At 51.7% G+C, this 25,987-nt stretch carries 22 protein-coding genes; 14 read left to right on the forward strand and 8 right to left on the reverse strand.

Annotation, left to right across the window (positions count from 1 at the left end; genetic code table 11):
- Positions 1-125: 125 nt before the first annotated feature.
- Complete coding sequence (gene argR / locus A9180_RS15125; protein WP_064529494.1) at positions 126-596, reverse strand: transcriptional regulator ArgR; 471 nt, start codon at positions 594-596, stop codon at positions 126-128.
- Positions 597-1,030: 434 nt separating this feature from the next.
- Here argR and mdh point away from each other — a divergent pair, with 434 nt between their 5' ends.
- The gene (gene mdh, locus A9180_RS15130) at positions 1,031-1,969 is read left to right on the forward strand and encodes a malate dehydrogenase (RefSeq protein ID WP_064529495.1); all 939 of its coding nucleotides are present in this window, start codon (positions 1,031-1,033) and stop codon (positions 1,967-1,969) included.
- A 64-nt stretch (positions 1,970-2,033) separates the two neighbouring features.
- Here mdh and degS read toward each other — a convergent pair whose 3' ends face one another.
- From degS to zapG, 3 genes are all read right to left on the reverse strand, one after another.
- Positions 2,034-3,101, reverse strand: a complete 1,068-nt coding sequence (gene degS / locus A9180_RS15135; protein WP_064529496.1) for an outer membrane-stress sensor serine endopeptidase DegS — start codon at positions 3,099-3,101, stop codon at positions 2,034-2,036.
- 89 nt (positions 3,102-3,190) lie between these two features.
- Entirely contained in the window at positions 3,191-4,558 is a 1,368-nt protein-coding gene (gene degQ, locus A9180_RS15140; protein WP_064529497.1) for a serine endoprotease DegQ, read from the reverse strand.
- Between the two features lie 154 nt (positions 4,559-4,712).
- Positions 4,713-5,111 carry a Z-ring associated protein ZapG gene (zapG, locus tag A9180_RS15145; protein WP_010345273.1) on the reverse strand — a complete coding sequence of 133 codons (399 nt, stop codon included), beginning with the start codon at positions 5,109-5,111 and terminating at the stop codon, positions 4,713-4,715.
- A 193-nt stretch (positions 5,112-5,304) separates the two neighbouring features.
- Here zapG and zapE point away from each other — a divergent pair, with 193 nt between their 5' ends.
- The 6 genes from zapE to sspB all read left to right on the forward strand — a co-directional run bounded on the left by zapE (position 5,305) and on the right by sspB (position 9,848).
- Positions 5,305-6,432 carry a cell division protein ZapE gene (gene zapE / locus A9180_RS15150; RefSeq protein WP_064529498.1) on the forward strand — a complete coding sequence of 376 codons (1,128 nt, stop codon included), beginning with the start codon at positions 5,305-5,307 and terminating at the stop codon, positions 6,430-6,432.
- A gap of 219 nt (positions 6,433-6,651) precedes the next feature.
- Positions 6,652-7,080, forward strand: a complete 429-nt coding sequence (gene rplM, locus A9180_RS15155; RefSeq protein ID WP_001517180.1) for a 50S ribosomal protein L13 — start codon at positions 6,652-6,654, stop codon at positions 7,078-7,080.
- A gap of 15 nt (positions 7,081-7,095) precedes the next feature.
- On the forward strand, positions 7,096-7,488 hold the full coding sequence (rpsI, locus tag A9180_RS15160; RefSeq protein WP_000829818.1) for a 30S ribosomal protein S9: 393 nt from the start codon (positions 7,096-7,098) through the stop codon (positions 7,486-7,488).
- Positions 7,489-7,643: 155 nt separating this feature from the next.
- The gene (locus A9180_RS15165; protein ID WP_064529499.1) at positions 7,644-8,438 is read left to right on the forward strand and encodes a DUF695 domain-containing protein; all 795 of its coding nucleotides are present in this window, start codon (positions 7,644-7,646) and stop codon (positions 8,436-8,438) included.
- 268 nt (positions 8,439-8,706) lie between these two features.
- On the forward strand, positions 8,707-9,345 hold the full coding sequence (gene sspA / locus A9180_RS15170) for a stringent starvation protein SspA (protein WP_000257293.1): 639 nt from the start codon (positions 8,707-8,709) through the stop codon (positions 9,343-9,345).
- Positions 9,346-9,350: 5 nt separating this feature from the next.
- On the forward strand, positions 9,351-9,848 hold the full coding sequence (gene sspB, locus A9180_RS15175; RefSeq protein WP_064529500.1) for a ClpXP protease specificity-enhancing factor: 498 nt from the start codon (positions 9,351-9,353) through the stop codon (positions 9,846-9,848).
- Positions 9,849-9,891: 43 nt separating this feature from the next.
- On the opposite strand, the gene dcuC is transcribed toward sspB, so the two are convergent.
- On the reverse strand, positions 9,892-11,259 hold the full coding sequence (gene dcuC / locus A9180_RS15180) for an anaerobic C4-dicarboxylate transporter DcuC (protein WP_064529501.1): 1,368 nt from the start codon (positions 11,257-11,259) through the stop codon (positions 9,892-9,894).
- 379 nt (positions 11,260-11,638) lie between these two features.
- On the opposite strand from dcuC, the gene nanR reads away from it, so the two are divergent.
- From nanR to nanQ, 6 genes are all read left to right on the forward strand, one after another.
- Positions 11,639-12,430 (forward strand): transcriptional regulator NanR, encoded by a 792-nt coding sequence (nanR, locus tag A9180_RS15190; RefSeq protein ID WP_064529503.1) that lies wholly within the window; start codon positions 11,639-11,641, stop codon positions 12,428-12,430.
- A 121-nt stretch (positions 12,431-12,551) separates the two neighbouring features.
- Positions 12,552-13,445 (forward strand): N-acetylneuraminate lyase, encoded by an 894-nt coding sequence (nanA, locus tag A9180_RS15195; RefSeq protein WP_064529504.1) that lies wholly within the window; start codon positions 12,552-12,554, stop codon positions 13,443-13,445.
- Positions 13,446-13,553: 108 nt separating this feature from the next.
- Positions 13,554-15,044 carry a sialic acid transporter NanT gene (gene nanT / locus A9180_RS15200; RefSeq protein WP_064529505.1) on the forward strand — a complete coding sequence of 497 codons (1,491 nt, stop codon included), beginning with the start codon at positions 13,554-13,556 and terminating at the stop codon, positions 15,042-15,044.
- Positions 15,045-15,090: 46 nt separating this feature from the next.
- The gene (locus A9180_RS15205) at positions 15,091-15,780 is read left to right on the forward strand and encodes an N-acetylmannosamine-6-phosphate 2-epimerase (protein WP_064529506.1); all 690 of its coding nucleotides are present in this window, start codon (positions 15,091-15,093) and stop codon (positions 15,778-15,780) included.
- Positions 15,777-16,652 carry an N-acetylmannosamine kinase gene (gene nanK / locus A9180_RS15210; RefSeq protein WP_064529507.1) on the forward strand — a complete coding sequence of 292 codons (876 nt, stop codon included), beginning with the start codon at positions 15,777-15,779 and terminating at the stop codon, positions 16,650-16,652. Before A9180_RS15205 ends, nanK begins: the two co-directional genes overlap by 4 nt.
- The gene (gene nanQ, locus A9180_RS15215; protein ID WP_064529508.1) at positions 16,649-17,113 is read left to right on the forward strand and encodes an N-acetylneuraminate anomerase; all 465 of its coding nucleotides are present in this window, start codon (positions 16,649-16,651) and stop codon (positions 17,111-17,113) included. Before nanK ends, nanQ begins: the two co-directional genes overlap by 4 nt.
- A gap of 59 nt (positions 17,114-17,172) precedes the next feature.
- On the opposite strand, the gene A9180_RS15220 is transcribed toward nanQ, so the two are convergent.
- The 3 genes from A9180_RS15220 to gltB all read right to left on the reverse strand — a co-directional run bounded on the left by A9180_RS15220 (position 17,173) and on the right by gltB (position 24,361).
- The gene (locus tag A9180_RS15220; RefSeq protein WP_064529509.1) at positions 17,173-18,285 is read right to left on the reverse strand and encodes a YhcG family protein; all 1,113 of its coding nucleotides are present in this window, start codon (positions 18,283-18,285) and stop codon (positions 17,173-17,175) included.
- Between the two features lie 184 nt (positions 18,286-18,469).
- Entirely contained in the window at positions 18,470-19,888 is a 1,419-nt protein-coding gene (gene gltD, locus A9180_RS15225) for a glutamate synthase subunit GltD (protein ID WP_064529510.1), read from the reverse strand.
- A gap of 12 nt (positions 19,889-19,900) precedes the next feature.
- Positions 19,901-24,361 carry a glutamate synthase large subunit gene (gene gltB / locus A9180_RS15230; RefSeq protein WP_064529851.1) on the reverse strand — a complete coding sequence of 1,487 codons (4,461 nt, stop codon included), beginning with the start codon at positions 24,359-24,361 and terminating at the stop codon, positions 19,901-19,903.
- 675 nt (positions 24,362-25,036) lie between these two features.
- Between gltB and A9180_RS15235 the strand changes: the two genes are divergently transcribed.
- On the forward strand, positions 25,037-25,966 hold the full coding sequence (locus A9180_RS15235) for a TIGR01212 family radical SAM protein (protein WP_064529852.1): 930 nt from the start codon (positions 25,037-25,039) through the stop codon (positions 25,964-25,966).
- Positions 25,967-25,987: the final 21 nt, after the last annotated feature.

Raw genomic sequence — 25,987 nt, forward strand, 5'->3', positions numbered from 1 at the left:
CATTCATTTTGTGAATGAAATGTCATGCTAAAAGGCACTATTTGTTAAGTGTCAGGCAGAAAGAAACGGGGGATCGAGAGGAGATAGCAACATTTTCCCCGTCGCAAAGCGCGACGGGGCAGAGATTAAAGCTCCTGGTCGAACAGCTCTAAAATCGCTTCGTACAGGTCTTTGACGGTGAAACCTTTAGCAGGGGTGGTAAAGATGGTGTCATCACCTGCGATGGTGCCAAGAATACCTTCTGCTTTGCCCAGAGAGTCCAGCAGACGCGCAATCAACTGCGCCGCGCCAGGGCTGGTATGTATTACAACAACAGCATCGTTGTAGTCGATATCCAGCACCAGGTTCTTCAATGGGCTGGAAGTGGTAGGTACGCCCAGTTCAGCTGGCAGGCAGTAAACCATTTCCATTTTTGCATTGCGGGTACGTACAGCACCAAATTTGGTCAACATTCGCGAGACTTTAGACTGATTAATATTGTCAAAGCCTTGCTCCTGCAATGCGGCGACGATTTCACCCTGGGAGCTAAATTTCTCTTCTTTAAGTAACGCTTTAAACGCTTTAACTAATTCTTCTTGCTTAGACGAGCTTCGCATAAGTCACCCGATATGGTGGTTGATACAACATTATTGTGCATACAGATGAATTTTTATGCAAACAGTCTGCCCTGGAGAAGGCTGAAATAATGTTATGAAAGAGCGGGATTTTATCAAATTTCGTGATTGAGAAACATGCCTGCGTCACGGCGTGTAAATTCTGCTTAAAAGTAAATTAATTGTTATCAAATTGATGTTGTTTTGGCTGAGCGGTAGGGTATATTGTCACCACCTGTTGGAATGTTGCTCTAATGCATAAGCGGCTGTTAATTACGTAAGTTAGGTTCCTGATTACGTCAATTAAATGCATAAACGCCAAATTTGCGTGACTACACATTCTTGAGAAGTGGTCATTGTAAACTGTTAATTTGTGGATTAAGGTCGCGGCAGCGGAGCAACATGTCTTAGTTTATCAATATAATAAGGAGTTTAGGATGAAAGTCGCAGTCCTCGGCGCTGCTGGCGGTATTGGCCAGGCGCTTGCATTACTGTTAAAAACCCAACTGCCTTCAGGTTCAGAACTCTCCCTGTATGATATCGCTCCAGTCACTCCCGGTGTGGCCGTCGACCTGAGCCATATCCCTACTGCTGTGAAAATAAAAGGTTTTTCTGGTGAAGATGCGACCCCTGCACTGGAAGGCGCTGATGTGGTTCTCATCTCCGCAGGTGTAGCGCGTAAACCTGGTATGGATCGTTCCGATCTGTTTAACGTTAACGCCGGTATCGTGAAGAATCTGGTACAGCAAATTGCGACAACCTGCCCGAAAGCGTGCATCGGTATCATTACAAACCCGGTAAACACCACGGTAGCTATCGCTGCGGAAGTGCTGAAGAAAGCGGGTGTGTATGACAAGAACAAACTGTTCGGCGTCACCACGCTGGATATCATTCGTTCCAATACGTTTGTCGCTGAACTGAAAGGCAAACAGCCGGGCGAAGTTGAAGTTCCGGTTATTGGCGGTCACTCTGGCGTTACCATTCTGCCGCTGCTGTCTCAAGTTCCTGGCGTAAGCTTTACCGAGCAGGAAGTTGCTGATCTGACCAAACGTATCCAGAACGCGGGTACGGAAGTGGTTGAAGCGAAGGCCGGTGGCGGGTCTGCAACCCTGTCCATGGGCCAGGCAGCTGCACGCTTCGGCCTGTCTCTGGTTCGTGCGCTGCAAGGCGAAAAAGGTGTAGTTGAATGCGCCTACGTTGAAGGTGACGGCCAGTATGCTCGTTTCTTCTCTCAACCGCTTCTGCTGGGTAAAAATGGCGTGGAAGAGCGTAAATCTATCGGTACTCTGAGCGCATTTGAACAGAACGCGCTGGAAGGAATGCTGGATACGCTGAAGAAAGATATCGCCCTGGGCGAAGAGTTCGTTAATAAGTAATTGATTAGCGAATAATAAAAAACCGGAGCACAGTCTCCGGTTTTTTGTTTTTTTAATGACGGCCTTAATTGGTCGCCGGATATTCCTGAATAGTGACCTGCAATGTCAGTTTTTTATCGTCGCGCATCACCACCACCGGAATCACCGAACCTGGTCGAATTTCTGCCACTTGATCCATTGTCTCCAGAGCGGAGATTGCAGGCTTGTTATCCACCGAGATAATCAGATCGTTGACCTGGATACCGGCATTCGCCGCCGGGCCATCAGGTGACACTTCATTAACCACAATCCCTTGCAGCTGATCGATACCGCCACCCTGCGCGTGTAATGGTGCGATTTCGCGGCCGCCAATACCGATATAGCCACGGATAACGCGCCCATCGCGGATTAGCTTATCCATAATTTTGGTTGCTAACTGGAAGGGAATCGCAAAACCGATGCCTTCTGGGGTTTCGCCATCGTTACTCTTATCAAACGACAATGTGTTGATGCCCATCAGTTCACCCAGTGAGTTCACCAGCGCACCGCCGGAGTTGCCGTGGTTAATGGAAGCATCGGTTTGCAGAAAGTTTTGCCGCCCGGTAGGGTTCAGGCCGATGCGACCCGTGGCGCTGATAATTCCCTGGGTAATTGTTTGTCCGAGGTTGTACGGGTTACCGATCGCCAGCACTACATCGCCAATGTGCGGTATGCGACGAGAATTGATTGGAATGGTGGGTAAACCGCCAGTGGCATTAATTTTGAGCACCGCCAGATCGGTCAGTGAATCAGAGCCAACCAGCAACGCTTCAAAAACACGGCCATCCTGTAAGGCGACGATAATCTGGTCGGCGTCGTTGATTACGTGTTTATTGGTAATGATATAACCACGTTGGTCCATGATCACACCTGACCCTAGCGTACGGATCTCAAGCTGGTTGTGTGAGGATGTGTTCAATCCACGGTTATAGACATTTACCACCGCAGGCGCGGCGCGGCGGACCGCCAGATTATAACTGGCAGGCGTCTCATCGGCACTGTCGAATTGCGGTGTGGAAAGCGGGTTAATGCTGCGCAGCGAAGGCATGGCAACCAGCAAAATAGCGCCGACAATTAATCCAATCGCAACGGAACGTAAGAGCTTCACAAACATGATGGAGGCGTCATTAAAAAAGGGAACGGCAGCAGCATATCACGAGTTAACCGGACATCACACGTAAGCCTGATGCCCGGTTTATGACATTAACGCATTAGCAGGTAAATACTCTCATTACCGCGCATGATTTGCAGGGCAATAATAGCCGGTTTGGTTGCCAGCACTTTGCGCATCTCAGCAATCGAGTTCACACGATTGCGGTTCACGCCAATAATTACATCATCTTTCTGTAAACCTGCCTGAGCGGCGGGGCTGTCTTTGACAACTTCGTCGATCTTAATGCCTTTTCCACCATCTTTTAGCTGACTGTCGCTCAACGTTGCGCCTTCCAGCGCTGGTGTAATCATCTCTGCACTGGCTGAAGAAGATGTACTGGTATCAAGCGTCACTTCCACGTCCAGCGGCTTGCCGTTACGTAACAGACCAAGCTTCACTGTAGTACCAGGTTCAGTGGTGGCGATGCGGGAACGCAACTCGGCGAAGCTATTGAGTGGTTTACCGTTGAGGCTGGTAATAATATCGCCTGCTTTCACGCCAGCTTTCGCCGAGCCCGAACCAGGCAGTACTTCGCTGACAAACGCGCCACGTTGCACATCTAAATTAAACGCTTTGGCGATATCGGCACTCATCTCTGTACCTTTAATACCTAACAGACCACGTTTAATTTCACCAAAGTCGATAAGTTGCTGCGCCAGAGTACGCGCCATATTGCTGGGGATAGCAAAGCCAATCCCGACGCTACCGCCGCCAGGGGCAAGAATTGCGGTGTTAATACCAATCAACTCGCCGTTAAGGTTTAACAGCGCACCGCCGGAGTTGCCACGGTTAATGGAAGCATCGGTCTGGATAAAATTTTCCAGACCTTCGAGATTTAACCCGCTGCGACCTAATGCGGAAACAATACCTGAAGTCGCGGTTTGCCCAAGGCCAAACGGGTTACCGACCGCGACGGCAAAATCACCGACGCGCAGTTTGTCGGAGTCGGCAATGACGATTTGCGTTAATTTACTCGGATTCTGAATTTGTAGCAGAGCGATATCGCTCTGGTCGTCGCTGCCAATCAGTTTCGCATCAAACTCGCGTCCGTCATTGAGCTGGATACTTATTTTCTGCGCCTGATTGATGACGTGATTGTTGGTTAGCACATAACCTTTATTGGCATTGATGATGACACCGGAGCCTAAACCTTCAAAGGGTTGCGCAGGTTGATCCGGTAAATCATCGCCAAAAAATTTTTTGAATTCTTCCGGGATTTTCTGTCCCTGGCTGGCAGTCCCTTCAACTCGCACGCTTACCACTGCGGGAAGCACTTTTTCCAGCATCGGGGCCAGGCTGGGCAATGGCGCCTGACCGGCAACCTGGCCGGGAATCGACGCGACAGCCTGAAACGGCGCCGAGAGAGTTAACCCGACACTTAACGCTAATGCACTCAACAGCTGGGTTTGTTTTTTCATTATTCCTGCTCTCGTACCTGAATGATAAGAAAAAGAGATTCAAAACAGTTTGATGTTATTGAATTTTCAGACGGCTAACAATGAGACACCAGATTAAATGATAGTCGGGGAGGGAGAGAAGAGGAGGGCGCAATGGCTGCGCCCGCAAAATAAATTAGTCGCGCTTTGCGCCAGTGCGCAGCAGGCCAGATGCGCCTTCAGAATAGTCGCGCGGCATCTGCACCGGAGCCTGATCGTTGCTGGCTTCGGACTCCGCCAGACGATTGCGGAACGGGTTGGCTTCAGCAGACAGTTCCGGCAGCAGGCTGCTGGAGCTTTTCGCCATGTGTTGATACAGCTGGCGATAGTCATGCGCCATGGTATCCAGTAATTCCGCGCTGCGGGCAAAGTGGTTAACCAGCTCTTCGCGATACTCGTCCAGTTCAGCTTTATTCTTTTCCAGTTCGTACTGCAACGCCTGTTGCTGGCGTAGTTTACGATTACCAAAACGCATGGCCACAGCACCAATAATGATGCCGACGACTAACCCAATTAGCGCATATTCCCAGGTCATGAACATCTCCCGTTGTCTTTTGTTTCCGTAGGGTGTTGGCTTCAGGCTCCATGCCTGCGGCTGATTATGCCACTATAACCGTTAATTCCACAGAAGTGGAATCCCGACTGCATATCGCGTAGTGTAGAACGGCCTTTTTTTCGTCAACCGTGAACAACGGCACACCGATTATTCAAGGAATAACAAGAACATCATGCAAAGCGTTACCCCGACATCGCAATACCTGAAGGCGCTCAATGAGGGCAGCCATCAACCTGACGACGTACAAAAAGAGGCCGTCAGTCGGCTGGAGATTATCTACCAGGAGTTAATCAACAGCACGCCGCCTACTGCGAGGGCGAGTGGGTTAATGGCGCGAGTCGGTAAACTGTGGGGGAAGCGCGAAGAGGCAAGCTGTGCGCCGGTGCGTGGCTTATATATGTGGGGCGGTGTAGGACGCGGGAAAACCTGGCTGATGGACCTTTTCTATCAAAGCTTGCCGGGTGAGCGGAAACAGCGTCTGCACTTTCACCGTTTTATGCTGCGCGTGCATGAAGAACTGACTGCATTACAGGGGCAGACCGACCCGCTGGAAATTATTGCCGATCGCTTCAAAGCCGAAACCGATGTCCTCTGCTTTGATGAATTTTTTGTTTCGGATATTACCGATGCCATGCTGCTGGGCGGCCTGATGAAAGCCCTGTTCGCTCGCGGAATAACGCTGATCGCAACGTCAAATATTCCGCCTGATGAGCTTTATCGTAATGGCCTGCAACGTGCGCGTTTTCTACCGGCTATCGACGCCATTAAACAGCATTGCGATGTAATGAATGTCGATGCAGGCGTCGATTATCGACTACGAACGCTTACCCAGGCGCATTTGTGGCTATCGCCGCTCAATGATGAAACCCGGGCGCAAATGGATAAACTTTGGTTGGCGCTGGCTGGAGCGAAACGAGAAAATTCACCGACGTTAGAAATCAACCATCGCCCGCTGGCGACAATCGGCGCTGAGAATCAGACGCTGGCCGTCTCTTTTACTACCTTGTGCGTTGATGCCCGTAGCCAGCATGACTATATTGCGCTTTCACGCCTGTTTCACACTGTGATGTTGTTTGATGTGCCGGTCATGACGCGGTTGATGGAGAGCGAAGCACGACGTTTTATTGCGCTGGTGGATGAGTTCTACGAGCGCCATGTCAAATTAGTGGTGAGCGCAGAAGTGCCTTTGTATGAAATTTATCAGGGCGAGCGGCTGAAGTTTGAGTTCCAGCGTTGCCTGTCACGTCTACAAGAGATGCAGAGCGAAGAGTATTTGAAGCGCGAGCATTTGGCGGGTTAAAACCTGCCATAAATCACAAAAAGGGGTCGATCTTTGACCCCGACTTCTCTATAATCCTGCGACCCCACGTTACAAGAAAGTTTTTTTTCCCGAAACTTTTTGTGTGCTGGCATAGGCTATTCGAAGGGGTAGGTTTGCCGGACTTTGTCGTGTGAACCTCAACAATTGAAGACGTTTGGGTGTTCACCAACGTGTAACTATTTATTGGGTAAGCTTTTAATGAAAACTTTTACAGCTAAACCAGAAACCGTAAAACGCGACTGGTATGTTGTTGACGCGACCGGTAAAACTCTGGGCCGTCTGGCTTCCGAACTGGCTCTGCGCCTGCGCGGTAAGCACAAAGCGGAATACACTCCGCACGTAGATACTGGTGATTACATCATCGTTCTGAACGCTGACAAAGTTGCTGTAACCGGCAACAAGCGTACTGACAAAGTGTACTATCATCACACCGGTCACATCGGTGGTATCAAACAAGCGACCTTTGAAGAGATGATTGCTCGCCGTCCTGAGCGTGTGATTGAGATCGCGGTTAAAGGCATGTTGCCAAAAGGCCCACTGGGTCGTGCTATGTTCCGTAAACTGAAAGTTTACGCAGGTAACGAGCACAACCACGCGGCACAGCAACCGCAAGTTCTTGACATCTAATCGGGATTATAGGCAATGGCTGAAAATCAATACTACGGCACTGGTCGCCGCAAAAGCTCCGCAGCTCGCGTGTTCATCAAACCGGGCAACGGCAAAATCGTTATCAACCAACGTTCTCTGGAACAGTACTTCGGTCGTGAAACTGCCCGCATGGTAGTTCGTCAGCCGCTGGAACTGGTCGACATGGTTGAGAAACTGGATCTGTACATCACTGTTAAAGGTGGTGGTATCTCTGGTCAGGCTGGTGCGATCCGTCACGGTATCACCCGCGCTCTGATGGAGTACGACGAATCCCTGCGTTCTGAACTGCGTAAAGCTGGCTTCGTTACTCGTGACGCTCGTCAGGTTGAACGTAAGAAAGTCGGTCTGCGTAAAGCACGTCGTCGTCCGCAGTTCTCCAAACGTTAATTGGTTTCTGCTCACGCAGAAGACAATTTGCGAAAAAACCCGCTTCGGCGGGTTTTTTTATGGCTAAAGTCCGATTCCAGCCTCTTTTCCCTCTCTCTTCAGCATTATTCTCCTTTTAATAGTATTTTCCACGTACTGTAGAAAAGGATATCGCGATGGGATTATTTAATGCATTGTTTAACAAGAAAGAATCTTTAACGTTGTCGGATAAATGGGAGTTCTTTATCACAACGGTGGATGACCGTGTCACTGGCATCCGTGTTGATATCGGCGCCATTCAGGACGAAAAATTTGATCGACTTAACCATACCTGGTTCTTTCGCGTGCGTTATACCCATTGTTATGAAAACGGTTTACCGCAGCCTGATGAAACACAACGTTTAAATCGTATAGAGGACTGGCTTGAGGAGAGGGGCAAGACATTACCGATTTGGCTGGTGGGGGTGGTAACACAAGAGGGATGGCGCGATTTTGTTTTCCTGTCGGAAAAAGAACTGGACTGGGAAAAAACGCTGGATAAATTGCTCGCGGGTGGCCCGGAAGCCTCTTGCAGCTATAGTATGAGTAAAAACGATAACGGGAATTACTATCGCCAGTTCCTGTACCCGTCGAAATATGACTGGAACTGGATACATGATTCCCGCGTATGCCGTGGGCTGCTGGAACATGGTGACGATTTGACTCTCCCTCGCACCATTGATTACTACGCGACATTGCCGACAGAAGATGCTGCCCGTGCCTTTGCGGAGGACGTGGCGATATTGCCATATGGCATTACGCTGGTAAGTATTCGGCGGAACGACCAACAGCAAGGGTATATGGCGTCATTTACTAACACTGATGCTCCGGAACAATGGCATATGACCGATATCACATGCCAGCTTACCAATTTGGCTGAAAAGCATGGCGGTAGTTTTGATGGCTGGGGCGCACCGATAGCAACGGTGTAAAAGAGGTAGACAACATTTCTGGTGGGGATTAAGTCAAGCATTTCAGACTAAGGAACATCTCTTTTTCCCCATTTCCGGCATCGACTCACCACAAAGGTCGCAAAATCTGGTAAACTATCATCCAATTTTCTGCCCAAATGTCGGGTATTGCTCATTTTTTGTTTGTTTTTCGAACAAAGAGAGTCGTTCCTTACTGGGTAACACAACTTCTGACTGGCCACCTGGTGGCTGGTAGCAGTAAAAATTCTGACTATACCTGGAGGTTTTCATGGCTGTCGCTGCCAACAAACGTTCGGTAATGACGCTGTTTTCCGGTCCTACTGACATCTATAGCCATCAGGTCCGCATCGTGCTGGCTGAAAAAGGTGTAAGTTTCGAGATCGAACACGTGGAAAAGGACAATCCGCCTCAGGATCTGATTGACCTCAACCCGAATCAGAGCGTTCCGACCCTGGTGGATCGTGAGCTGACCCTGTGGGAATCTCGCATCATTATGGAATACCTGGATGAGCGTTTCCCGCATCCGCCACTGATGCCTGTTTACCCGGTAGCTCGCGGTGAAAGCCGCCTGTACATGCACCGCATCGAAAAAGACTGGTACACGCTGATGAACACCATCATCAACGGTTCAGCTTCTGAAGCGGATGCCGCACGTAAGCAACTGCGCGAAGAACTGCTGGCCATCGCGCCGGTCTTCGGTCAGAAGCCGTACTTCCTGAGCGATGAGTTCAGCCTGGTCGATTGCTACCTTGCCCCGCTGCTGTGGCGTCTGCCGCAACTGGGCATCGAGTTCAGCGGCCCGGGTGCGAAAGAGCTGAAAGGCTATATGACCCGCGTCTTTGAGCGTGACTCTTTCCTTGCTTCCTTAACTGAAGCTGAACGTGAAATGCGTCTGGGCCGGAGTTAATCTGTATGGATTTGTCACAGCTAACACCACGTCGTCCCTATCTGCTGCGTGCATTCTATGAGTGGTTGCTGGATAACCAGCTCACGCCGCACCTGGTGGTGGATGTGACGCTCCCTGGCGTGCAGGTTCCTATGGAATATGCGCGTGACGGGCAAATCGTACTCAACATTGCTCCGCGTGCGGTCGGTAACCTGGAACTGGCGAATGATGAAGTGCGCTTTAACGCGCGCTTTGGTGGTATCCCGCGTCAAGTTTCGGTACCGCTGGCTGCCGTGCTGGCTATCTACGCCCGTGAAAATGGCGCCGGCACAATGTTTGAGCCTGAAGCTGCCTACGACGAAGATGCCAGCATCATGAATGATGAAGATGTATCGGCAGATAATGAAACCGTTATGTCGGTCATTGATGGCGATAAGCCAGATCGCGATGATGATAATCATCCTGATGATGAACCGCCGCAACCACCGCGTGGTGGTCGCCCGGCATTACGCGTTGTGAAGTAAAATAAAAACAGGCCCTGGTGGCCTGTTTTGTCGTTTTAATGTCTTAATAAAAAAGCGTAATTGTGGCGATCATATTCACCAGGAATCCGACTGCCATTGGGATCGCGGTCCGCTTCACCACTTCAAAGGGCGAAACGCCTGCTATTCCTGAAGTTACTACCACTACCGCAGTAATCGGCGAAACCGCACGCGCCAGCGTTGTGGCAAAGTGCATCGGCATAATCATCACTACCGCAGGTACGTGCAGTCCAGCAGCGATATTCGGAATAAGGCTGGCAAATGACATAAATGGCGCATTGCCGGAGCCCATCACAATGGCACAAATGGCAATAACCAGAGCCATAATAATCATCACGCCAATGCCACCAAGGCCAGAATGCTCCGCTCCTTTGATAACCGCATCAACGGTGCCAATCGTCGTTAATCCCTTCGCAAATATTTCACCGGCGACCACCAGCGTTACCACGTTTGCAAACTGCGTACCCATGCCGTCAAAAAACGCCTGCACATCATCCATTGTTTCGCGCAAGTTATGTTTGCGGAAGAACTCGACAAACATCGTCATCGTCAAACTTAATAACATCACCACCACCAGATGCAGTTCTGACTTCATCAATCCCAGGTGAGCAAGAAGCAGCGAACCGAGCATCAGGATTAACGGCATTACCGGTAAAATGGCGTAATAGAGCGGCGGAACATGGTCGAGAGCTTTTTGCTCCGCCTGTTCTTGATTGATATTTTTATCTTTTTTGTCAAAAGCGCGTTGCACGAAAAAGTGGGAGATTGCCACTGAGAGAATGACACAAGAGGCGACCGGCAGCTGATAGTGGAAGAAATAAGTGGCAATTTTCATTCCTGCTATCTGGGCGGCAAAAATAGAGTTCGTTTCCAGAATCCCCCATTCAATAGACATGGTGGTCGCGATAACTGCTACCGCAGAGAGGCGACTTACTCCCAGACTTACCAGCGTTGGAAATAATGTGACCATCAGCAACATACCCAGACCGGAGGCACTGGTAATAAACTGCGCCATGATTTGGCCGATGACGTAAGTGGCCGACAGAATAAGATACGGTGAGCGAATGAGTTTTAACGGGCGGCTTAACAAGCTCACCATCGCCCGACTGGCTCCTGTGCGTTCCATGTAGCGGGCATAACCGCCCACCGCCATAATCGACAACCCCAACCCGGCAATGCGGTTGGACAGCATGCGCAGGATTTCATTATAAATATCGACGATTAAGTAGCCGCTGCTTTTGGCGGGATCGAGTACACCACCAAACCCTAACCAGACACCACAAATCATCAGAAAGATACCCGCTGCGGCCAGCACCACCTGTGGCTTGTAATTTTTAAGGATCAAATAGCCCATCGTTATTAACACGATGACAGAAATAATTATGCCGAACATTGTTGAACTCCGTGTCAAAAGAAAATGGTCAATCCCATTAACGGCAGATTGAAAACAATGATGTTATATTTTTTGCAAGGCTATTTATGGTGTTGATGTCGATTTTTTTAATTGTAAGAAATCAGATTTTTCATTATAAATTATGCCTTTGTGATTATTTATCAAGAACACATTCATAATATTCATAATATCCGCAAATATTCTTGTAAATAATTTGGTTGGGGTGTTTTTATCTGCGTTATATTTATTTTCGCAAAGGTTAATTATTAAATTAATTACGATAATGATGGTGTACAAAGAGTAAACCCCTTCATTTCACCCTACTTTCAATCCTGTGATAGGATGTCATTGATGATGTTAATCACGCTGACCTTAAAGAATGGGCCTTATGAACGCATTTGATTCGCAAAACGAAGATTCTTCACCTGTAATTGGTCGCAACTTGCGTAGCCGTCCGCTGGCGCGTAAAAAACTCTCCGAAATGGTGGAAGAAGAACTGGAGCAGATGATCCGCCGCCGCGAGTTTGGCGAAGGTGAGCAGTTGCCGTCTGAGCGCGAACTCATGGCGTTCTTTAACGTCGGGCGTCCTTCGGTGCGTGAAGCGCTGGCGGCGTTAAAGCGTAAAGGTCTGGTGCAAATAAACAACGGTGAGCGCGCTCGCGTCTCGCGTCCTTCTGCGGACACTATCATCGGCGAGTTGTCCGGTATGGCGAAAGATTTCCTTTCTCATCCTGGAGGGATAGCCCATTTCGAACAGTTACGTCTGTTCTTTGAGTCCAGCCTGGTGCGCTATGCGGCTGAACATGCCACCGATGAACAAATCGATTTGCTGGCAAAAGCCCTGGAAATCAACAGTCAGTCGCTGGATAACAATGCCGCATTCATCCGCTCAGACGTTGATTTCCACCGTGTACTGGCGGAGATCCCGGGTAATCCGATCTTTAAGGCGATCCACGTTGCCTTGCTTGACTGGTTGATCGCCGCGCGCCCAACAGTCGCCGATCAGGCATTGCACGAGCATAACAACGTCAGCTATCAACAACATATTGCGATCGTTGACGCGATCCGCCGCCACGATCCTGACGAAGCCGATCGCGCGTTGCAATCACATCTCAACAGCGTTTCTGCCACCTGGCATGCCTTCGGCCAAGCTACTCACAAAAAGAAATAATGCCACTTTAGTGAAGCAGATCGCATTATAAGCGTTCTGTATGATGTGTTGCTTATTTGATCTGGTATAACAGGTATAAAGGTATATCGTTCATCAGACAAGCATCACTTCAGAGGTATTTATGGCAACGAATTTACGTGGCGTAATGGCTGCACTCCTGACTCCTTTTGACCAACAACAAGCACTGGATAAAGCGAGTCTGCGTCGCCTGGTTCAGTTCAATATTAAGCAGGGCATCGACGGTTTATATGTGGGTGGCTCGACCGGTGAAGCCTTTGTCCAAAGCCTTTCAGAGCGTGAACAGGTAATGGAAATTGTCGCCGAAGAGGCGAAAGGTAAGATTAAATTAATCGCTCATGTAGGTTGCGTCAGCACTGCTGAAAGTCAGCAACTTGCGGTTTCAGCCAAACGTTATGGCTTCGATGCCGTCTCCGCTGTTACGCCGTTCTACTATCCTTTCAGCTTTGAAGAACACTGCGATCACTATCGGGCAATCATTGATTCGGCGGATGGTTTGCCGATGGTGGTGTACAACATTCCGGCACTGAGCGGGGTAAAACTGACCCTGGATCAAATCAACACACTGGTTACGCTGCCTGGTGTAGGTGCGCTGAAACAGACCTCTGGCGATCTCTATCAGATGGAGCAGATCCGTCGCGAACATCCGGATCTGGTGCTCTATAACGGTTACGACGAAATCTTCGCTTCCGGCCTGCTGGCGGGCGCAGACGGCGGTATCGGCAGTACTTACAACATCATGGGCTGGCGTTATCAGGGTATCGTGAAGGCGCTGAAAGAAGGCGATATCCAGACCGCACAGAAGCTGCAAACAGAATGTAATAAAGTCATTGATTTGCTGATCAAAACTGGCGTATTCCGCGGCCTGAAAACTGTCTTGCATTATATGGATGTGGTGTCTGTACCGCTGTGCCGTAAACCGTTTGGTCCGGTAGATGAAAAATATCTGCCAGAACTGAAGGCGCTTGCCCAGCAGTTGATGCAAGAACGCGGGTGAGTTCTTTCCCCTTGCTCGCCCCTACCGGGTGAGGGGAAATAAGCGCATCTGTACCCTACAATTTTCATACCAAAGCGTGTGGGCATTGCCCACCGCGGGAGACTCACAATGAGTACTACAACCCAGAATATCCCGTGGTATCGCCATCTCAATCGTGCACAATGGCGGGCATTTTCCGCTGCCTGGTTGGGATATCTGCTTGATGGTTTTGATTTCGTTTTAATTGCCCTGGTACTCACTGAAGTACAAGGTGAATTCGGGCTGACAACGGTACAGGCGGCAAGCCTGATCTCCGCAGCTTTCATCTCTCGCTGGTTCGGCGGCCTGATGCTTGGCGCTATGGGCGACCGCTACGGGCGTCGTCTGGCAATGGTCACCAGTATCGTTCTCTTCTCGATCGGGACGCTGGCCTGCGGCTTTGCGCCTGGCTACATCACTATGTTTATCGCGCGTCTGGTCATCGGCATGGGGATGGCGGGTGAGTACGGTTCCAGCGCCACCTATGTGATTGAAAGCTGGCCAAAACATCTGCGTAACAAAGCCAGTGGTTTTCTGATTTCCGGCTTCTCGGTGGGGGCTGTGGTTGCCGCCCAGGTCTATAGTCTGGTCGTTCCGGTCTGGGGCTGGCGTGCACTGTTCTTTATCGGCATCTTACCGATCATCTTTGCTCTCTGGCTGCGGAAAAACATCCCGGAAGCGGAAGACTGGAAAGAGAAACACGGAGGCAAAGCACCGGTGCGAACGATGGTGGATATTCTCTACCGTGGTGAACATCGTATCGCCAATATCGTGATGACGCTGGCAGCGGCCACTGCGCTGTGGTTCTGCTTTGCCGGTAATCTGCAAAATGCCGCAATCGTCGCTGTTCTTGGTTTGCTATGCGCCGCAATCTTTATCAGCTTTATGGTGCAAAGCACGGGCAAACGCTGGCCAACGGGCGTGATGCTGATGGTGGTTGTGTTATTTGCCTTCCTCTACTCATGGCCGATTCAGGCGCTACTGCCAACGTATCTTAAAACCGATCTGGCTTATAACCCGCATACAGTCGCCAATGTGTTGTTCTTTAGCGGCTTTGGTGCGGCGGTTGGCTGCTGCGTCGGCGGCTTCCTCGGCGACTGGCTGGGAACGCGCAAAGCCTACGTTTGCAGCCTGCTGGCCTCACAGCTGCTGATTATTCCGGTATTTGCGATTGGCGGCGCAAACGTCTGGGTGCTTGGTCTGTTACTGTTCTTCCAGCAAATGCTTGGTCAGGGTATTTCCGGGATCTTACCGAAACTGATTGGCGGTTATTTCGATACTGACCAGCGTGCAGCGGGCCTGGGCTTTACCTACAACGTTGGCGCGCTTGGCGGCGCACTGGCCCCAATCCTTGGTGCGTTGATCGCTCAACGTCTGGATCTGGGTACTGCACTGGGATCGCTCTCGTTCAGCCTGACGTTCGTGGTGATCCTGCTGATTGGGCTGGATATGCCTTCTCGCGTTCAGCGTTGGTTGCGCCCGGAAGCGTTGCGTACTCATGACGCTATCGACGGCAAACCATTCAGCGGTGCCGTGCCGTTTGGCGGTGCCAAAAACGATTTAGTCAAAACCAAAAGTTAATCCTGTTGCCCGGCCATGTGCCGGGCCTTTTGCTAAGGGAAGAAGTATGTCGTTACTTGCACAACTGGATCAAAAAATCGCCGCCAACGGTGGCCTGATTGTCTCCTGCCAGCCGGTTCCGGACAGCCCGCTCGATAAACCTGAAATCGTCGCTGCCATGGCATTAGCGGCAGAGCAGGCTGGTGCGGTTGCCATTCGCATTGAAGGTGTGGCGAATCTGAAAGCTACGCGTGCGGTGGTGAGTGTGCCGATTATCGGGATTGTGAAACGCGATCTGGAGGATTCGCCGGTACGCATCACCGCCTATATTGAAGATGTTGATGCGTTGGCGCAGGCGGGGGCTGATATCATCGCTATTGATGGCACCGATCGCCCGCGCCCGGTTCCTGTTGAAACGCTGCTGGCACGTATTCACCATCACGGTTTACTGGCGATGACCGACTGTTCCACGCCGGAGGACGGCCTGGCTTGCCAAAAACTCGGTGCCGAAATTATTGGCACCACGCTTTCGGGTTACACCACGCCTGAAACACCGGAAGAGCCAGACCTGGCACTGGTGAAGACATTAAGCGACGCCGGATGTCGGGTGATTGCCGAAGGACGTTACAACACGCCATCCCAGGCTGCAGACGCCATGCGCCGCGGCGCATGGGCGGTGACGGTCGGTTCAGCCATTACGCGTCTTGAACACATTTGCCAGTGGTACAACACAGCGATGAAAAAGGCGGTGCTATGACCACACTGGCGATTGATATCGGCGGTACTAAACTTGCCGCTGCGCTGATTGGCGCTGACGGGCAGATCCGCGATCGTCGTGAGCTACCGACACCTGCCAGCCAGACTCCGCAGGCGCTGGGTGATGCCTTAGCCGCGTTAATCGCACCGTTACAAGCTCATGCGCAACAAGTTGCCATCGCTTCAACCGGAATTATTCGCGACGGCAGCCTGTTGGCGCTGAATCCGCATAATCTCGGTGGATTGCTACACTTTCCGTTAGTCAAAACGTTGGAACAACTTACCGATTTGCCGATCATTGCCATTAACGATGCGCAGGCTGCAGCATGGGCGGAGTATCAGGCGCTGGAAGGCGATATAACCGATATGGTGTTTATCACCGTTTCCACTGGCGTTGGCGGCGGAGTGGTCAGTGGCGGCAATCTGCTAACCGGCCCTGGCGGTCTGGCGGGGCATATCGGGCATACGCTGGCCGATCCACACGGTCCGGCCTGTGGCTGTGGACGCATAGGTTGCGTGGAAGCTATTGCTTCTGGTCGTGGCATTGCAGCGGCGGCGCAGGGCGACCTGGCGGGCGCGGATGCGAAAACTATCTTCAGGCGCGCCGGGCAGGGCGACGGTCAGGCGCAGCAACTGATTCACCGCTCCGCACGCGTGCTGGCAAGGTTGATAGCCGATATTAAAGCCACAACTGATTGCCAGTGTGTGGTGGTCGGTGGCAGCGTCGGGTTGGCAGAAGGATACCTGGCGCTGGTGGAAACGTATCTGGCACAGGAGCCAGCGGCATTTCACGTTGATTTACTGGCGGCGCACTACCGCCATGATGCAGGTTTACTTGGGGCTGCGCTGTTGGCCCAGGGAGAAAAATTATGATGATGGGTGAAGTACAGTCGTTACCGTCTGCCGGTTTACATCCAGCACTACTGGACGCGTTAACGCTGGCATTAGCCGCCAGGCCGCAGGAAAAAGCGCCGGGTCGTTACGAATTGCAGGGCGACAATATCTTTATGAATGTCATGACTTTTAACACTCAATCGCCCGTTGAGAAAAAAGCCGAATTGCACGAGCAATATATAGATATCCAGTTATTGTTAAGCGGCGAGGAGCGGATTCTTTTTGGCATGGCAGGTTCTGCGCGTCAGTGTGAAGAATTTCACCATGAAGATGATTACCAGCTTTGCAGCGCCATTGAGAACGAGCAAGCTATCATCCTGAAACCGGGAATGTTCGCCGTGTTTATGCCAGGAGAACCGCATAAACCGGGATGTGTTGTTAGCGAGCCTGGTGAGATTAAAAAGGTGGTAGTGAAGGTTAAGGCTGAGTTAATGGCTTAAAACTTAGTTCGTTTTAAAGATTCTCCAGACATAGTCTGGAGAATTCGAAATTGCTGAAATTAACGGCGTCTATAACCTTCCTCTAGCGCCGCCTGTGTTCGAACGAGTTCATCCGCGAGTCGTTTCTCATCAGGTAGCTGTATCTTATATTCACTTGCCAGAACGGTGTTAGGCAAACCCGCCAGTGCATAATGCGCTTCTCCGGCTCCTTTCTCTGCACAGAGAACCAGACCGATGGGCGGATTTTCATCCGGTAGCGTCCAGTGCTCTTTGGCATAGTTGAGATACATATTCATCTGTCCGGCATCGCTATAGCTGAATTTGCCCACTTTTAGATCGACGATTAGCAGGCAGCGTAAACGGCGGTGGAAAAACAACAGATCGACCCGAAACCAGTTGTCATCAATGCGTAACCTTCGCTGTCGACCAACAAAGGCAAAATCATCCCCAAGTTCCAGCATGAAATCCATCAGGTGGTTGATCAGAGCCTCCTCAAAATCAGATTCTGAGTATTCATCTTTTAATTCCAGAAATTCGAGCACAAAGGGATCGCGTATCGCCTGCTGCGGAAGAATATGCGTCTCGGCAGGAGCGTGTTGTTGCAGCATGGCTGATTTGTCATGTGATAGTAATGTCCGCTCATAAAACTGGGTCGCAATTTGTCGTTCGAGCTGACGAGCAGACCAGCCACAGCGGAGCGTCTCTTTTTCATAAAAACTGCGGGCGTCAGCGTTTTTAACAGAAAGCAAACGGACGTAAGTGGACCAAGGTAGGGGGAAGGATTTGGTGAGTTGTGCTAAATGGCAAGATTCTCCAGACACAGTCTGGAGAATTGTGGGGGTGAATTGTGCAGACAGTGTCTGCACAATTTCAATTCGTTGAAAACAAATATAAAAATTCTTAAACTGCCATAAATTCCTGGTGGAGAACCCACGCTTATACCTTAGACTTAAATCCTTTGATAGCCGCTTGATTAACTGCGTACCATACGCGGCCCGTGCCTCACCACCTTGTTCAAATTCGACAATTCGTCTGCCAATTTCCCAGTATGTAGCGGTCATTAACGCGTTTACGCTACGTATCGTTTCTGTCCGGGCGCTATCGACCAGATGAATAATGCCGTCGTGGATTTGCTGGTAGCCTGCTGTGGTTTGAAATGAGAGCGATTCCATTATCTTTCCCTTTATATGGCGCTGTGTTGAATAATGGAATCAGCTATACGCCGGGCATCTGTCGGTAACAATCCAGATATGCGTATTACATTGGTTTTCTTCAGATTATGCGAGGCACTTTCCAGCAAGAAAGGAGGATTTCAGCGCCGTACTCTTTTCTTAGGAGACGGCGCTGGGGCAGGGATTAAACTTCCAGCCAGTTCATAATGCCGTCAGCCGCCTTACGGCCTTCGGCAATGGCGGTCACCACCAGGTCGGAACCACGGACGATATCGCCGCCAGCAAAGATTTTCGGGTTGCTGGTCTGGAAGGCATTATCGCTGCCTTCCGGAGCGATAATGCGCCCTTGAGAGTCCAGCTCGACGCTGTGTTCTGCCAGCCATTCCATGCTATGTGGGCGGAAACCAAACGCCATGATTACCGCATCTGCCGGAACGATATGTTCGGAACCTGCCACGATCTCCGCGCGGCGACGGCCTTTAGCGTCTGGTTCGCCCATTTCGGTACGCACCATTTTTACGCCGCTGACTTTGCCGTTGCCATTTACTTCAATGCCCAGCGGCTGGACGTTAAACTTGAACTCAACACCTTCTTCCCGCGCATTTTTTACTTCGCGGCGGGAACCTGGCATGTTCTCTTCGTCACGACGATAAGCGCAGGTGACGTGCTTCGCTCCCTGGCGTACAGACGTGCGCACGCAGTCCATCGCAGTGTCGCCACCGCCAAGTACCACCACGCGTTTGCCTTCCATGCTGACGAACGGTTCGTCGCTGGTTTCGCCAAAGCCCATTAACTGTTTGGTGTTGGCGATGAGGAACGGCAGTGCCGCGTATACGCCGTCGGCGTCTTCATTCTCCAGCCCGCCACGCATTGACTGATAAGTCCCAACGCCGAGGAATACGGCATCGTAATCATTCAGTAGATCGTCCAGTTGTACGTCACGGCCCACTTCGGTATTGAGTTTGAACTCAATACCCATGCCAGTGAAGATTTCACGGCGGCGCGTCATCACCTCTTTTTCCAGCTTGAAGGCCGGAATACCGAAGGTCAACAGGCCGCCAATTTCTGGATGGCGGTCGAAGACAACGGCTTTCACTCCGTTGCGCGTCAGTACATCCGCACACGCCAGACCAGCCGGGCCTGCGCCGATAATTGCCACTTTTTTACCGGTTTGCTTCACGCCGGACATATCCGGACGCCAGCCCATTTCGAACGCTTTATCATTGATATAGCGTTCGATGTTGCCGATAGTCACCGCGCCGAATTCATCGTTCAGGGTACAGGAACCTTCGCACAGACGGTCCTGCGGGCAGACGCGCCCACACACTTCCGGCAGGGTGTTGGTCTGGTGCGACAGTTCTGCCGCTTCAAAAATCCGCCCCTCGTTGGCGAGCTTCAGCCAGTTTGGGATGTAGTTATGTACCGGGCATTTCCACTCGCAGTATGGGTTGCCGCATGACAGGCAGCGGTCAGCCTGCGCTTTGGCCTGGCCTTCGGAAAACGGCTCGTAAATTTCAACAAACTCAATTTTGCGGATCTTCAGCGGTTTCTTTGGCGGATCAACGCGCTGCAGGTCGATAAATTGATAAACATTCTGACTCATTGTTGCTACCCCTTACTGCGCCTGCACGCGCAACTCTGCTGCGCTACGACTACGGTGACCCAGCAGTGCTTTTACATCACTGGACTTCGGTTTAACCAGCGCGAATTTAGTGGCGAAGGTTGACCAGTTTGCCAGAATCTCTTCACCACGCTGAGAACCAGTATGCTGCACATGCTCGGTGATAAGACCACGCAGATGCTCTTCATGGATAGCTAAATCATCAACGCTTAGGACCTCCACCAGTTCCGGGTTAACGCGTTTGCGGAAATCGCCACTTTCGTCGAGAACGTAAGCGAAGCCGCCGGTCATGCCCGCGCCAAAGTTAACGCCGGTTTTACCCAGAATGCAGACGATACCACCCGTCATATATTCACAACCGTTGTCGCCAATACCTTCTACCACGGTAATCGCACCGGAGTTACGCACGCCGAAACGTTCACCCGCGCGGCCTGCAGCATACAGACGACCGCCAGTGGCGCCGTACAGGCAGGTGTTGCCGATAATGCTCGCTTCATGGCTGCGGAATGCTGAACCAACCGGCGGACGAATGGCGATTAAGCCGCCCGCCATGCCTTTACCGACATAGTCGTTAGCATCGCCCGTCAGATACAACTCCACGCCGCCCGCGTTCCACACACCGAAGCTCTGGCCTGCGGTGCCATTGAAGTACGCTTTGATAGGATCGGCAGCCAGCCCCTGATCGCCGTGCGTCTGGGCGATATAGCCTGAGAGCGATGCGCCCACGGAACGGTCGGTGTTGCGAATATCGAACCAGAAGGTTTTGCTCTGGCGCTCATCGACAAAAGGTTTCGCCTGTTGCAGCAACTGCGCGTTCAGCAGACCGTTATCAAACGGTGGGTTGTTTTCAGTACAGTAGAGCGCCTTACCTGGATGCGGCTCGGCGGTCTCCAGCAGCTTCGACAGCGCCAGTTTCTGCTGTTTGGCGGTGAAACCGTCCAGCTCTTTCAGCAGGTCGGTGCGACCAATCAGATCCACCAGACGTGTTACGCCCAGTTGTGCCATCAGCTCGCGGGTTTCACGGGCGATAAACTCAAAGTAATTGGTCACCTTGAACGGCAGGCCGTGATAGTGGTTCTTACGCAGTTTGTCGTCCTGAGTTGCCACACCCGTTGCGCAGTTGTTCAGGTGGCAAATTCGCAGGTATTTACAACCGAGCGCGACCATCGGACCGGTACCGAAGCCAAAGCTTTCCGCGCCAAGAATTGCTGCTTTAATGATATCAACGCCCGTTTTCAGACCGCCATCAACCTGCAAACGAATTTTATGACGTAGACCGTTGGCAACCAGCGCCTGCTGGGTTTCCACCAGACCGAGTTCCCACGGGCAGCCTGCATATTTCACTGACGACAGCGGGCTTGCGCCGGTGCCACCGTCATAGCCTGCGATGGTAATTAAATCTGCATAGGCTTTTGCCACGCCAGTCGCGATGGTGCCGACGCCCGGTTCGGACACCAGTTTTACGGAGATCATCGCTTTCGGGTTGACCTGTTTCAGGTCGAAAATCAACTGCGCTAAGTCCTCGATAGAGTAGATATCGTGGTGCGGCGGCGGGGAGATCAACGTCACGCCCGGCACCGAATAGCGCAGTTTGGCGATGTAAGGAGTGACTTTATCACCCGGCAACTGACCGCCTTCGCCGGGCTTCGCACCCTGAGCGACTTTAATCTGAATGACGTCGGCATTGACCAGGTACGCCGGAGTGACGCCGAAGCGACCAGAAGCGACCTGCTTGATGCGCGAGACTTTGTTGGTGCCGTAGCGCGCCGGATCTTCACCACCTTCACCGGAGTTAGAGTTGCCGCCAATGCTGTTCATTGCTTCCGCCAGCGCCTCGTGGGCTTCCGGGCTTAATGCGCCGATAGACATTGCAGCGGTATCGAAGCGTTTAAACAGTTCGCTTGCAGGTTCAACGTTATCAATGCTGACCGTGTTTTCACCCGGAGTAATCGCCAGCAAGTCGCGCAGCGTCGTTGCCGGACGTTCGTTAACCAGCTTTGCGTATTCCTGATAGTCGCTGTACTCGCCGCTCTGGACCGCCTGTTGCAGCGTGCGCACTACGTCCGGGTTGTAGGCGTGATATTCGCCGCCGTAGACGTATTTCAGCAGGCCGCCCTGACTGATGGGCTTACGCGCCAGCCAGGCTCGTTTCGAAAGGTTCAGCAGGTCCTGCTGGAAGTCTTCAAAGCTTGCCCCGCCGATACGGCTAACCGCGCCCTGGAAGCACTGGCCCACTACATCATCGTGCAGACCGACCGCTTCAAACAGTTTCGAGCAGCGGTAAGAGGCGATGGTGGAGATGCCCATTTTGGACATGATTTTGTACAAGCCTTTGTTGATGCCATTACGGTAGTTCAGCATCACGTTACGATAATTTTTGGCAATCGCCTGAGTGTCGATCAAGCGGCCCAGCGTTTCATAGGCAAGATACGGATATATAGCCGTCGCGCCGAAGCCCAGCAGTACGGCGAAGTGGTGCGGATCGCGGGCGCTGGCGGTTTCGACGATGATGTTGGCATCGCAACGCAGGCTTTGATCGACCAGACGGGTCTGGATTGCGCCAACCGCCATCGGGGCCGGAACCGGCAGGCGGTCTTTAGCGATATTCCGGTCGGAAAGCACCAGCAATACGGTGCCGCTACGTACCATTTTTTCGGCTTTGTCGCACAGCTCTTTGACCGTCGCCTCGAGCGTGGTTTTGGTTACATCAAAGGTGATGTCCAGCGTATCTGCGCGATAGTGCTCCTCTTTCATGGTCGTGAGCTGTTTGAAATCGGAGTAGAGCAGGATCGGCGATTTAAAGCTTAAACGGTGCGCCTGGCCTTCTGCTTCGCAGAAGACGTTCATTTCACGACCGATGCTGGTGGCGAGTGACATAACATGCGCTTCACGCAACGGGTCGATTGGCGGGTTTGTTACCTGGGCAAACTGCTGACGGAAGTAGTCGTAAATAATGCGCGGCTGGCTGGAGAGCACGGCGAATGGGGTGTCATCGCCCATCGAACCTACTGCTTCCTGGCCGTTTTCGCCCAGCACACGGATTACGGAGTCCAGTTCTTCCGCGCTGTAGTTAAACTGTTTCTGGTAGCTGGCAAGCGTGTCATCGTCCAGTTCACGGCTACCCACTTCTTCATCGGGTAAATCTTCAAACGGCACCAGGCGGCGGACGTTTTTCTCCATCCACTCTTTATAAGGGTGGCGGCTTTTCAGATCGTCGTCGGTTTCTGCCGAGTGCAGAATGCGCCCACCGCGGGTGTCGATCACCATCAGTTCGCCTGGGCCAACGCGGCCTTTTTCGACCACTTCGTCAGGCTGGTAATCCCAGATACCCACTTCCGAGGCGCAGGTGATCAGCTTATCTTTGGTGATGACGTAGCGCGCCGGACGCAGACCGTTACGGTCGAGGTTACAGGCAGCGAAACGACCATCGGACATCACGATGCCCGCCGGGCCATCCCACGGTTCCATATGCATGGAGTTAAAATCGAAGAACGCGCGCAGTTCCGGGTCCATATCCGGGTTGTTCTGCCAGGCTGGTGGCACTAACAGACGCATAGCGCGGATGATATCCATCCCGCCAGCCAGCAACAGTTCCAGCATGTTATCCATGGAACTGGAGTCAGAACCGGTTTCGTTGACGAACGGCGCAGCGTCGTGCAAATCAGGGATCAGCGGCGTCTGGAATTTATAAGTACGGGCTCGCGCCCACTGGCGGTTACCGGTAATGGTGTTAATTTCGCCGTTATGCGCCAGGTAGCGGAACGGTTGCGCCAGCGGCCAGCGCGGTACGGTGTTAGTGGAGAAGCGCTGGTGGAACAGGCAGATGGCTGATTCCAGGCGCAGGTCCGCAAGATCCAAGTAGAAGCGCGGCAGATCCGCCGGCATACACAGACCCTTATAGATGTTCACCAGATTCGACAGGCTACAGACGTAGAAGTCTTTGTCGGCTTCGAGGCGCTTTTCAATGCGGCGGCGGGCGATAAACAGACGGCGCTCCATATCGCGCGGACGCCAGCCAGCCGGGGCGTTAACGAAAATTTGCTCAATACGTGGCAGAGAGGAGAGGGCGATTTCACCCAGCACGCCTTCGTTGGTAGGGACATCACGCCAACCAACAATCGACAAGGTTTCGCGTTGTAGCTCTTCTTCAACGATGCGGCGTGCGGCGGCGGCGAGTTCAGGATCTTTATTCAGGAAGATCATCCCGACGGCGTAGTTTTTCGCTAAACGCCAGCCGCGCTCCTGCGCAACAATGCGAAAAAAGCGATCCGGTTTTTGTAACAGCAGGCCGCAACCGTCACCGGTTTTACCATCAGCGAGAATCGCGCCACGGTGCTGCATACGGGCCAGTGCGTGTATTGCAGTACGCACTACCTTGTGGCTAGGTTCGCCTTCTATGTGGGCGATCAGGCCGAAACCACAGTTATCCCTCTCAAGGGATTTATCGTACAACATATCGTGAACCTCCCCCAGGCTCTGCGGGAACCCCACTACCGAACCGCTGCGCACGGGCACAGAAAGAGCGTGGCGACGGGGCTTGCGTTTCATACGCTTACCTCGCATTCGCCCCCTTTTTTGTCCTTTTCGCATCGGTTAATACGGTGAAGAGGGGATCTCAATTACTGCATAAATATGATGAGCAGGCTGCTCATCCAGAAAGCTTCCAGCGGATTTCCAACTTATCGGGAAAGCGGATACAGGTCAAATGGCAAGCTTATTGGTATAGAAATGTGCTTTAGCGCAAAATTCTTTGTTAATTTATTGAAATTAAAATAAATTTATCATTCTTAATTAATGGGATGGGAAAAAGGAAAACGTTGAGTGCCTGACTACTATAGCGGCGTGTTAACCCTTATCCTGCCTTGAATTGACGCTTGAGCCAGTGTTTTATACTGCCTTTAGAGGGAAAGGCATTTCATGCTACTGTTTTTGTTTAAAATCCATCAGCGGATAAAAAAATCCGACGCAAGATAAGCAAAAGTAATTTATGTGTTATTGCATTAAATTTCAGTAATTGTGATTTATTATGCATTTGATATAAGTAGGTCGGGACGATTGATCCAGGTCATCGCCGAATTGAGCTAAAAATGGCAGGCTTTGGCCTCTTTTCAAGGCGCGGTCTATCAGATTATGCAGTTACAGAAATTAGTCAATATGTTTGGTGGGGATCTTACCCGTCGTTACGGGCAAAAGGTGCATAAACTGACGCTGCATGGCGGTTTTAGCTGCCCGAATCGTGACGGAACCATCGGGCGCGGTGGATGCACATTCTGTAATGTTGCTTCGTTTGCCGACGAAGCGCAGCAACACCGCTCCATTGCCGAACAGCTGGCGCATCAGGCGAATCTGGTTAACCGTGCGAAACGCTATCTTGCCTACTTTCAGGCGTATACCAGCACTTTTGCGGAAGTTCAGGTGCTGCGATCTATGTATCAACAGGCGGTGAGCCAGGCCAATATTGTCGGTTTGTGTGTGGGTACGCGCCCGGACTGCGTGCCGGATGCGGTGCTGGATCTGCTTTGCGAATATAAGGACCAAGGCTACGAAGTGTGGCTGGAGCTGGGGCTGCAAACCGCGCACGACAAAACGCTGCATCGCATCAATCGTGGCCATGATTTTGCCTGTTATCAGCGTACGACCCAGCTGGCACGTCAGCGCGGGCTGAAGGTGTGCTCTCACTTAATTGTCGGCCTGCCTGGTGAAGGGCAGGCTGAATGTTTGCAAACGCTGGAGCGAGTGGTTGAAACCGGCGTAGACGGTATAAAGCTGCATCCGTTGCATATTGTGAAAGGCAGCATTATGGCGAAAGCCTGGGAAGCGGGGCGTTTGAACGGTATTGAACTGGAGGATTACACGCTCACTGCCGGAGAAATGATTCGCCATACGCCACCGGAAGTTATCTACCATCGCATTTCCGCCAGCGCCCGTCGCCCGACGCTGCTGGCCCCTCTGTGGTGTGAAAATCGCTGGACGGGAATGGTCGAGTTGGATCGTTATCTTACTGAACATGGCGTACAGGGATCGGCGCTGGGGCGTCCGTGGCTACCTCCAACGGCGTAGGCCGATGAGGGGGAATCCGCA

It is taken from the genome of Escherichia sp. B1147 (assembly GCF_001660175.1).
In the GTDB taxonomy this organism is placed as follows: Bacteria; Pseudomonadota; Gammaproteobacteria; order Enterobacterales; family Enterobacteriaceae; genus Escherichia; species Escherichia whittamii.

Coding starts and splice junctions, on each gene's coding strand:
- argR (WP_064529494.1), bottom strand. CDS start 596: ATGCGAAGCTCGTCTAAGCAAGAAGAATTAGTTAAAGCGTTTAAAGCG.
- mdh (WP_064529495.1), top strand. CDS start 1,031: ATGAAAGTCGCAGTCCTCGGCGCTGCTGGCGGTATTGGCCAGGCGCTT.
- degS (WP_064529496.1), bottom strand. CDS start 3,101: ATGTTTGTGAAGCTCTTACGTTCCGTTGCGATTGGATTAATTGTCGGC.
- degQ (WP_064529497.1), bottom strand. CDS start 4,558: ATGAAAAAACAAACCCAGCTGTTGAGTGCATTAGCGTTAAGTGTCGGG.
- zapG (WP_010345273.1), bottom strand. CDS start 5,111: ATGACCTGGGAATATGCGCTAATTGGGTTAGTCGTCGGCATCATTATT.
- zapE (WP_064529498.1), top strand. CDS start 5,305: ATGCAAAGCGTTACCCCGACATCGCAATACCTGAAGGCGCTCAATGAG.
- rplM (WP_001517180.1), top strand. CDS start 6,652: ATGAAAACTTTTACAGCTAAACCAGAAACCGTAAAACGCGACTGGTAT.
- rpsI (WP_000829818.1), top strand. CDS start 7,096: ATGGCTGAAAATCAATACTACGGCACTGGTCGCCGCAAAAGCTCCGCA.
- A9180_RS15165 (WP_064529499.1), top strand. CDS start 7,644: ATGGGATTATTTAATGCATTGTTTAACAAGAAAGAATCTTTAACGTTG.
- sspA (WP_000257293.1), top strand. CDS start 8,707: ATGGCTGTCGCTGCCAACAAACGTTCGGTAATGACGCTGTTTTCCGGT.
- sspB (WP_064529500.1), top strand. CDS start 9,351: ATGGATTTGTCACAGCTAACACCACGTCGTCCCTATCTGCTGCGTGCA.
- dcuC (WP_064529501.1), bottom strand. CDS start 11,259: ATGTTCGGCATAATTATTTCTGTCATCGTGTTAATAACGATGGGCTAT.
- nanR (WP_064529503.1), top strand. CDS start 11,639: ATGGGCCTTATGAACGCATTTGATTCGCAAAACGAAGATTCTTCACCT.
- nanA (WP_064529504.1), top strand. CDS start 12,552: ATGGCAACGAATTTACGTGGCGTAATGGCTGCACTCCTGACTCCTTTT.
- nanT (WP_064529505.1), top strand. CDS start 13,554: ATGAGTACTACAACCCAGAATATCCCGTGGTATCGCCATCTCAATCGT.
- A9180_RS15205 (WP_064529506.1), top strand. CDS start 15,091: ATGTCGTTACTTGCACAACTGGATCAAAAAATCGCCGCCAACGGTGGC.
- nanK (WP_064529507.1), top strand. CDS start 15,777: ATGACCACACTGGCGATTGATATCGGCGGTACTAAACTTGCCGCTGCG.
- nanQ (WP_064529508.1), top strand. CDS start 16,649: ATGATGATGGGTGAAGTACAGTCGTTACCGTCTGCCGGTTTACATCCA.
- A9180_RS15220 (WP_064529509.1), bottom strand. CDS start 18,285: ATGGAATCGCTCTCATTTCAAACCACAGCAGGCTACCAGCAAATCCAC.
- gltD (WP_064529510.1), bottom strand. CDS start 19,888: ATGAGTCAGAATGTTTATCAATTTATCGACCTGCAGCGCGTTGATCCG.
- gltB (WP_064529851.1), bottom strand. CDS start 24,361: ATGTTGTACGATAAATCCCTTGAGAGGGATAACTGTGGTTTCGGCCTG.
- A9180_RS15235 (WP_064529852.1), top strand. CDS start 25,037: ATGCAGTTACAGAAATTAGTCAATATGTTTGGTGGGGATCTTACCCGT.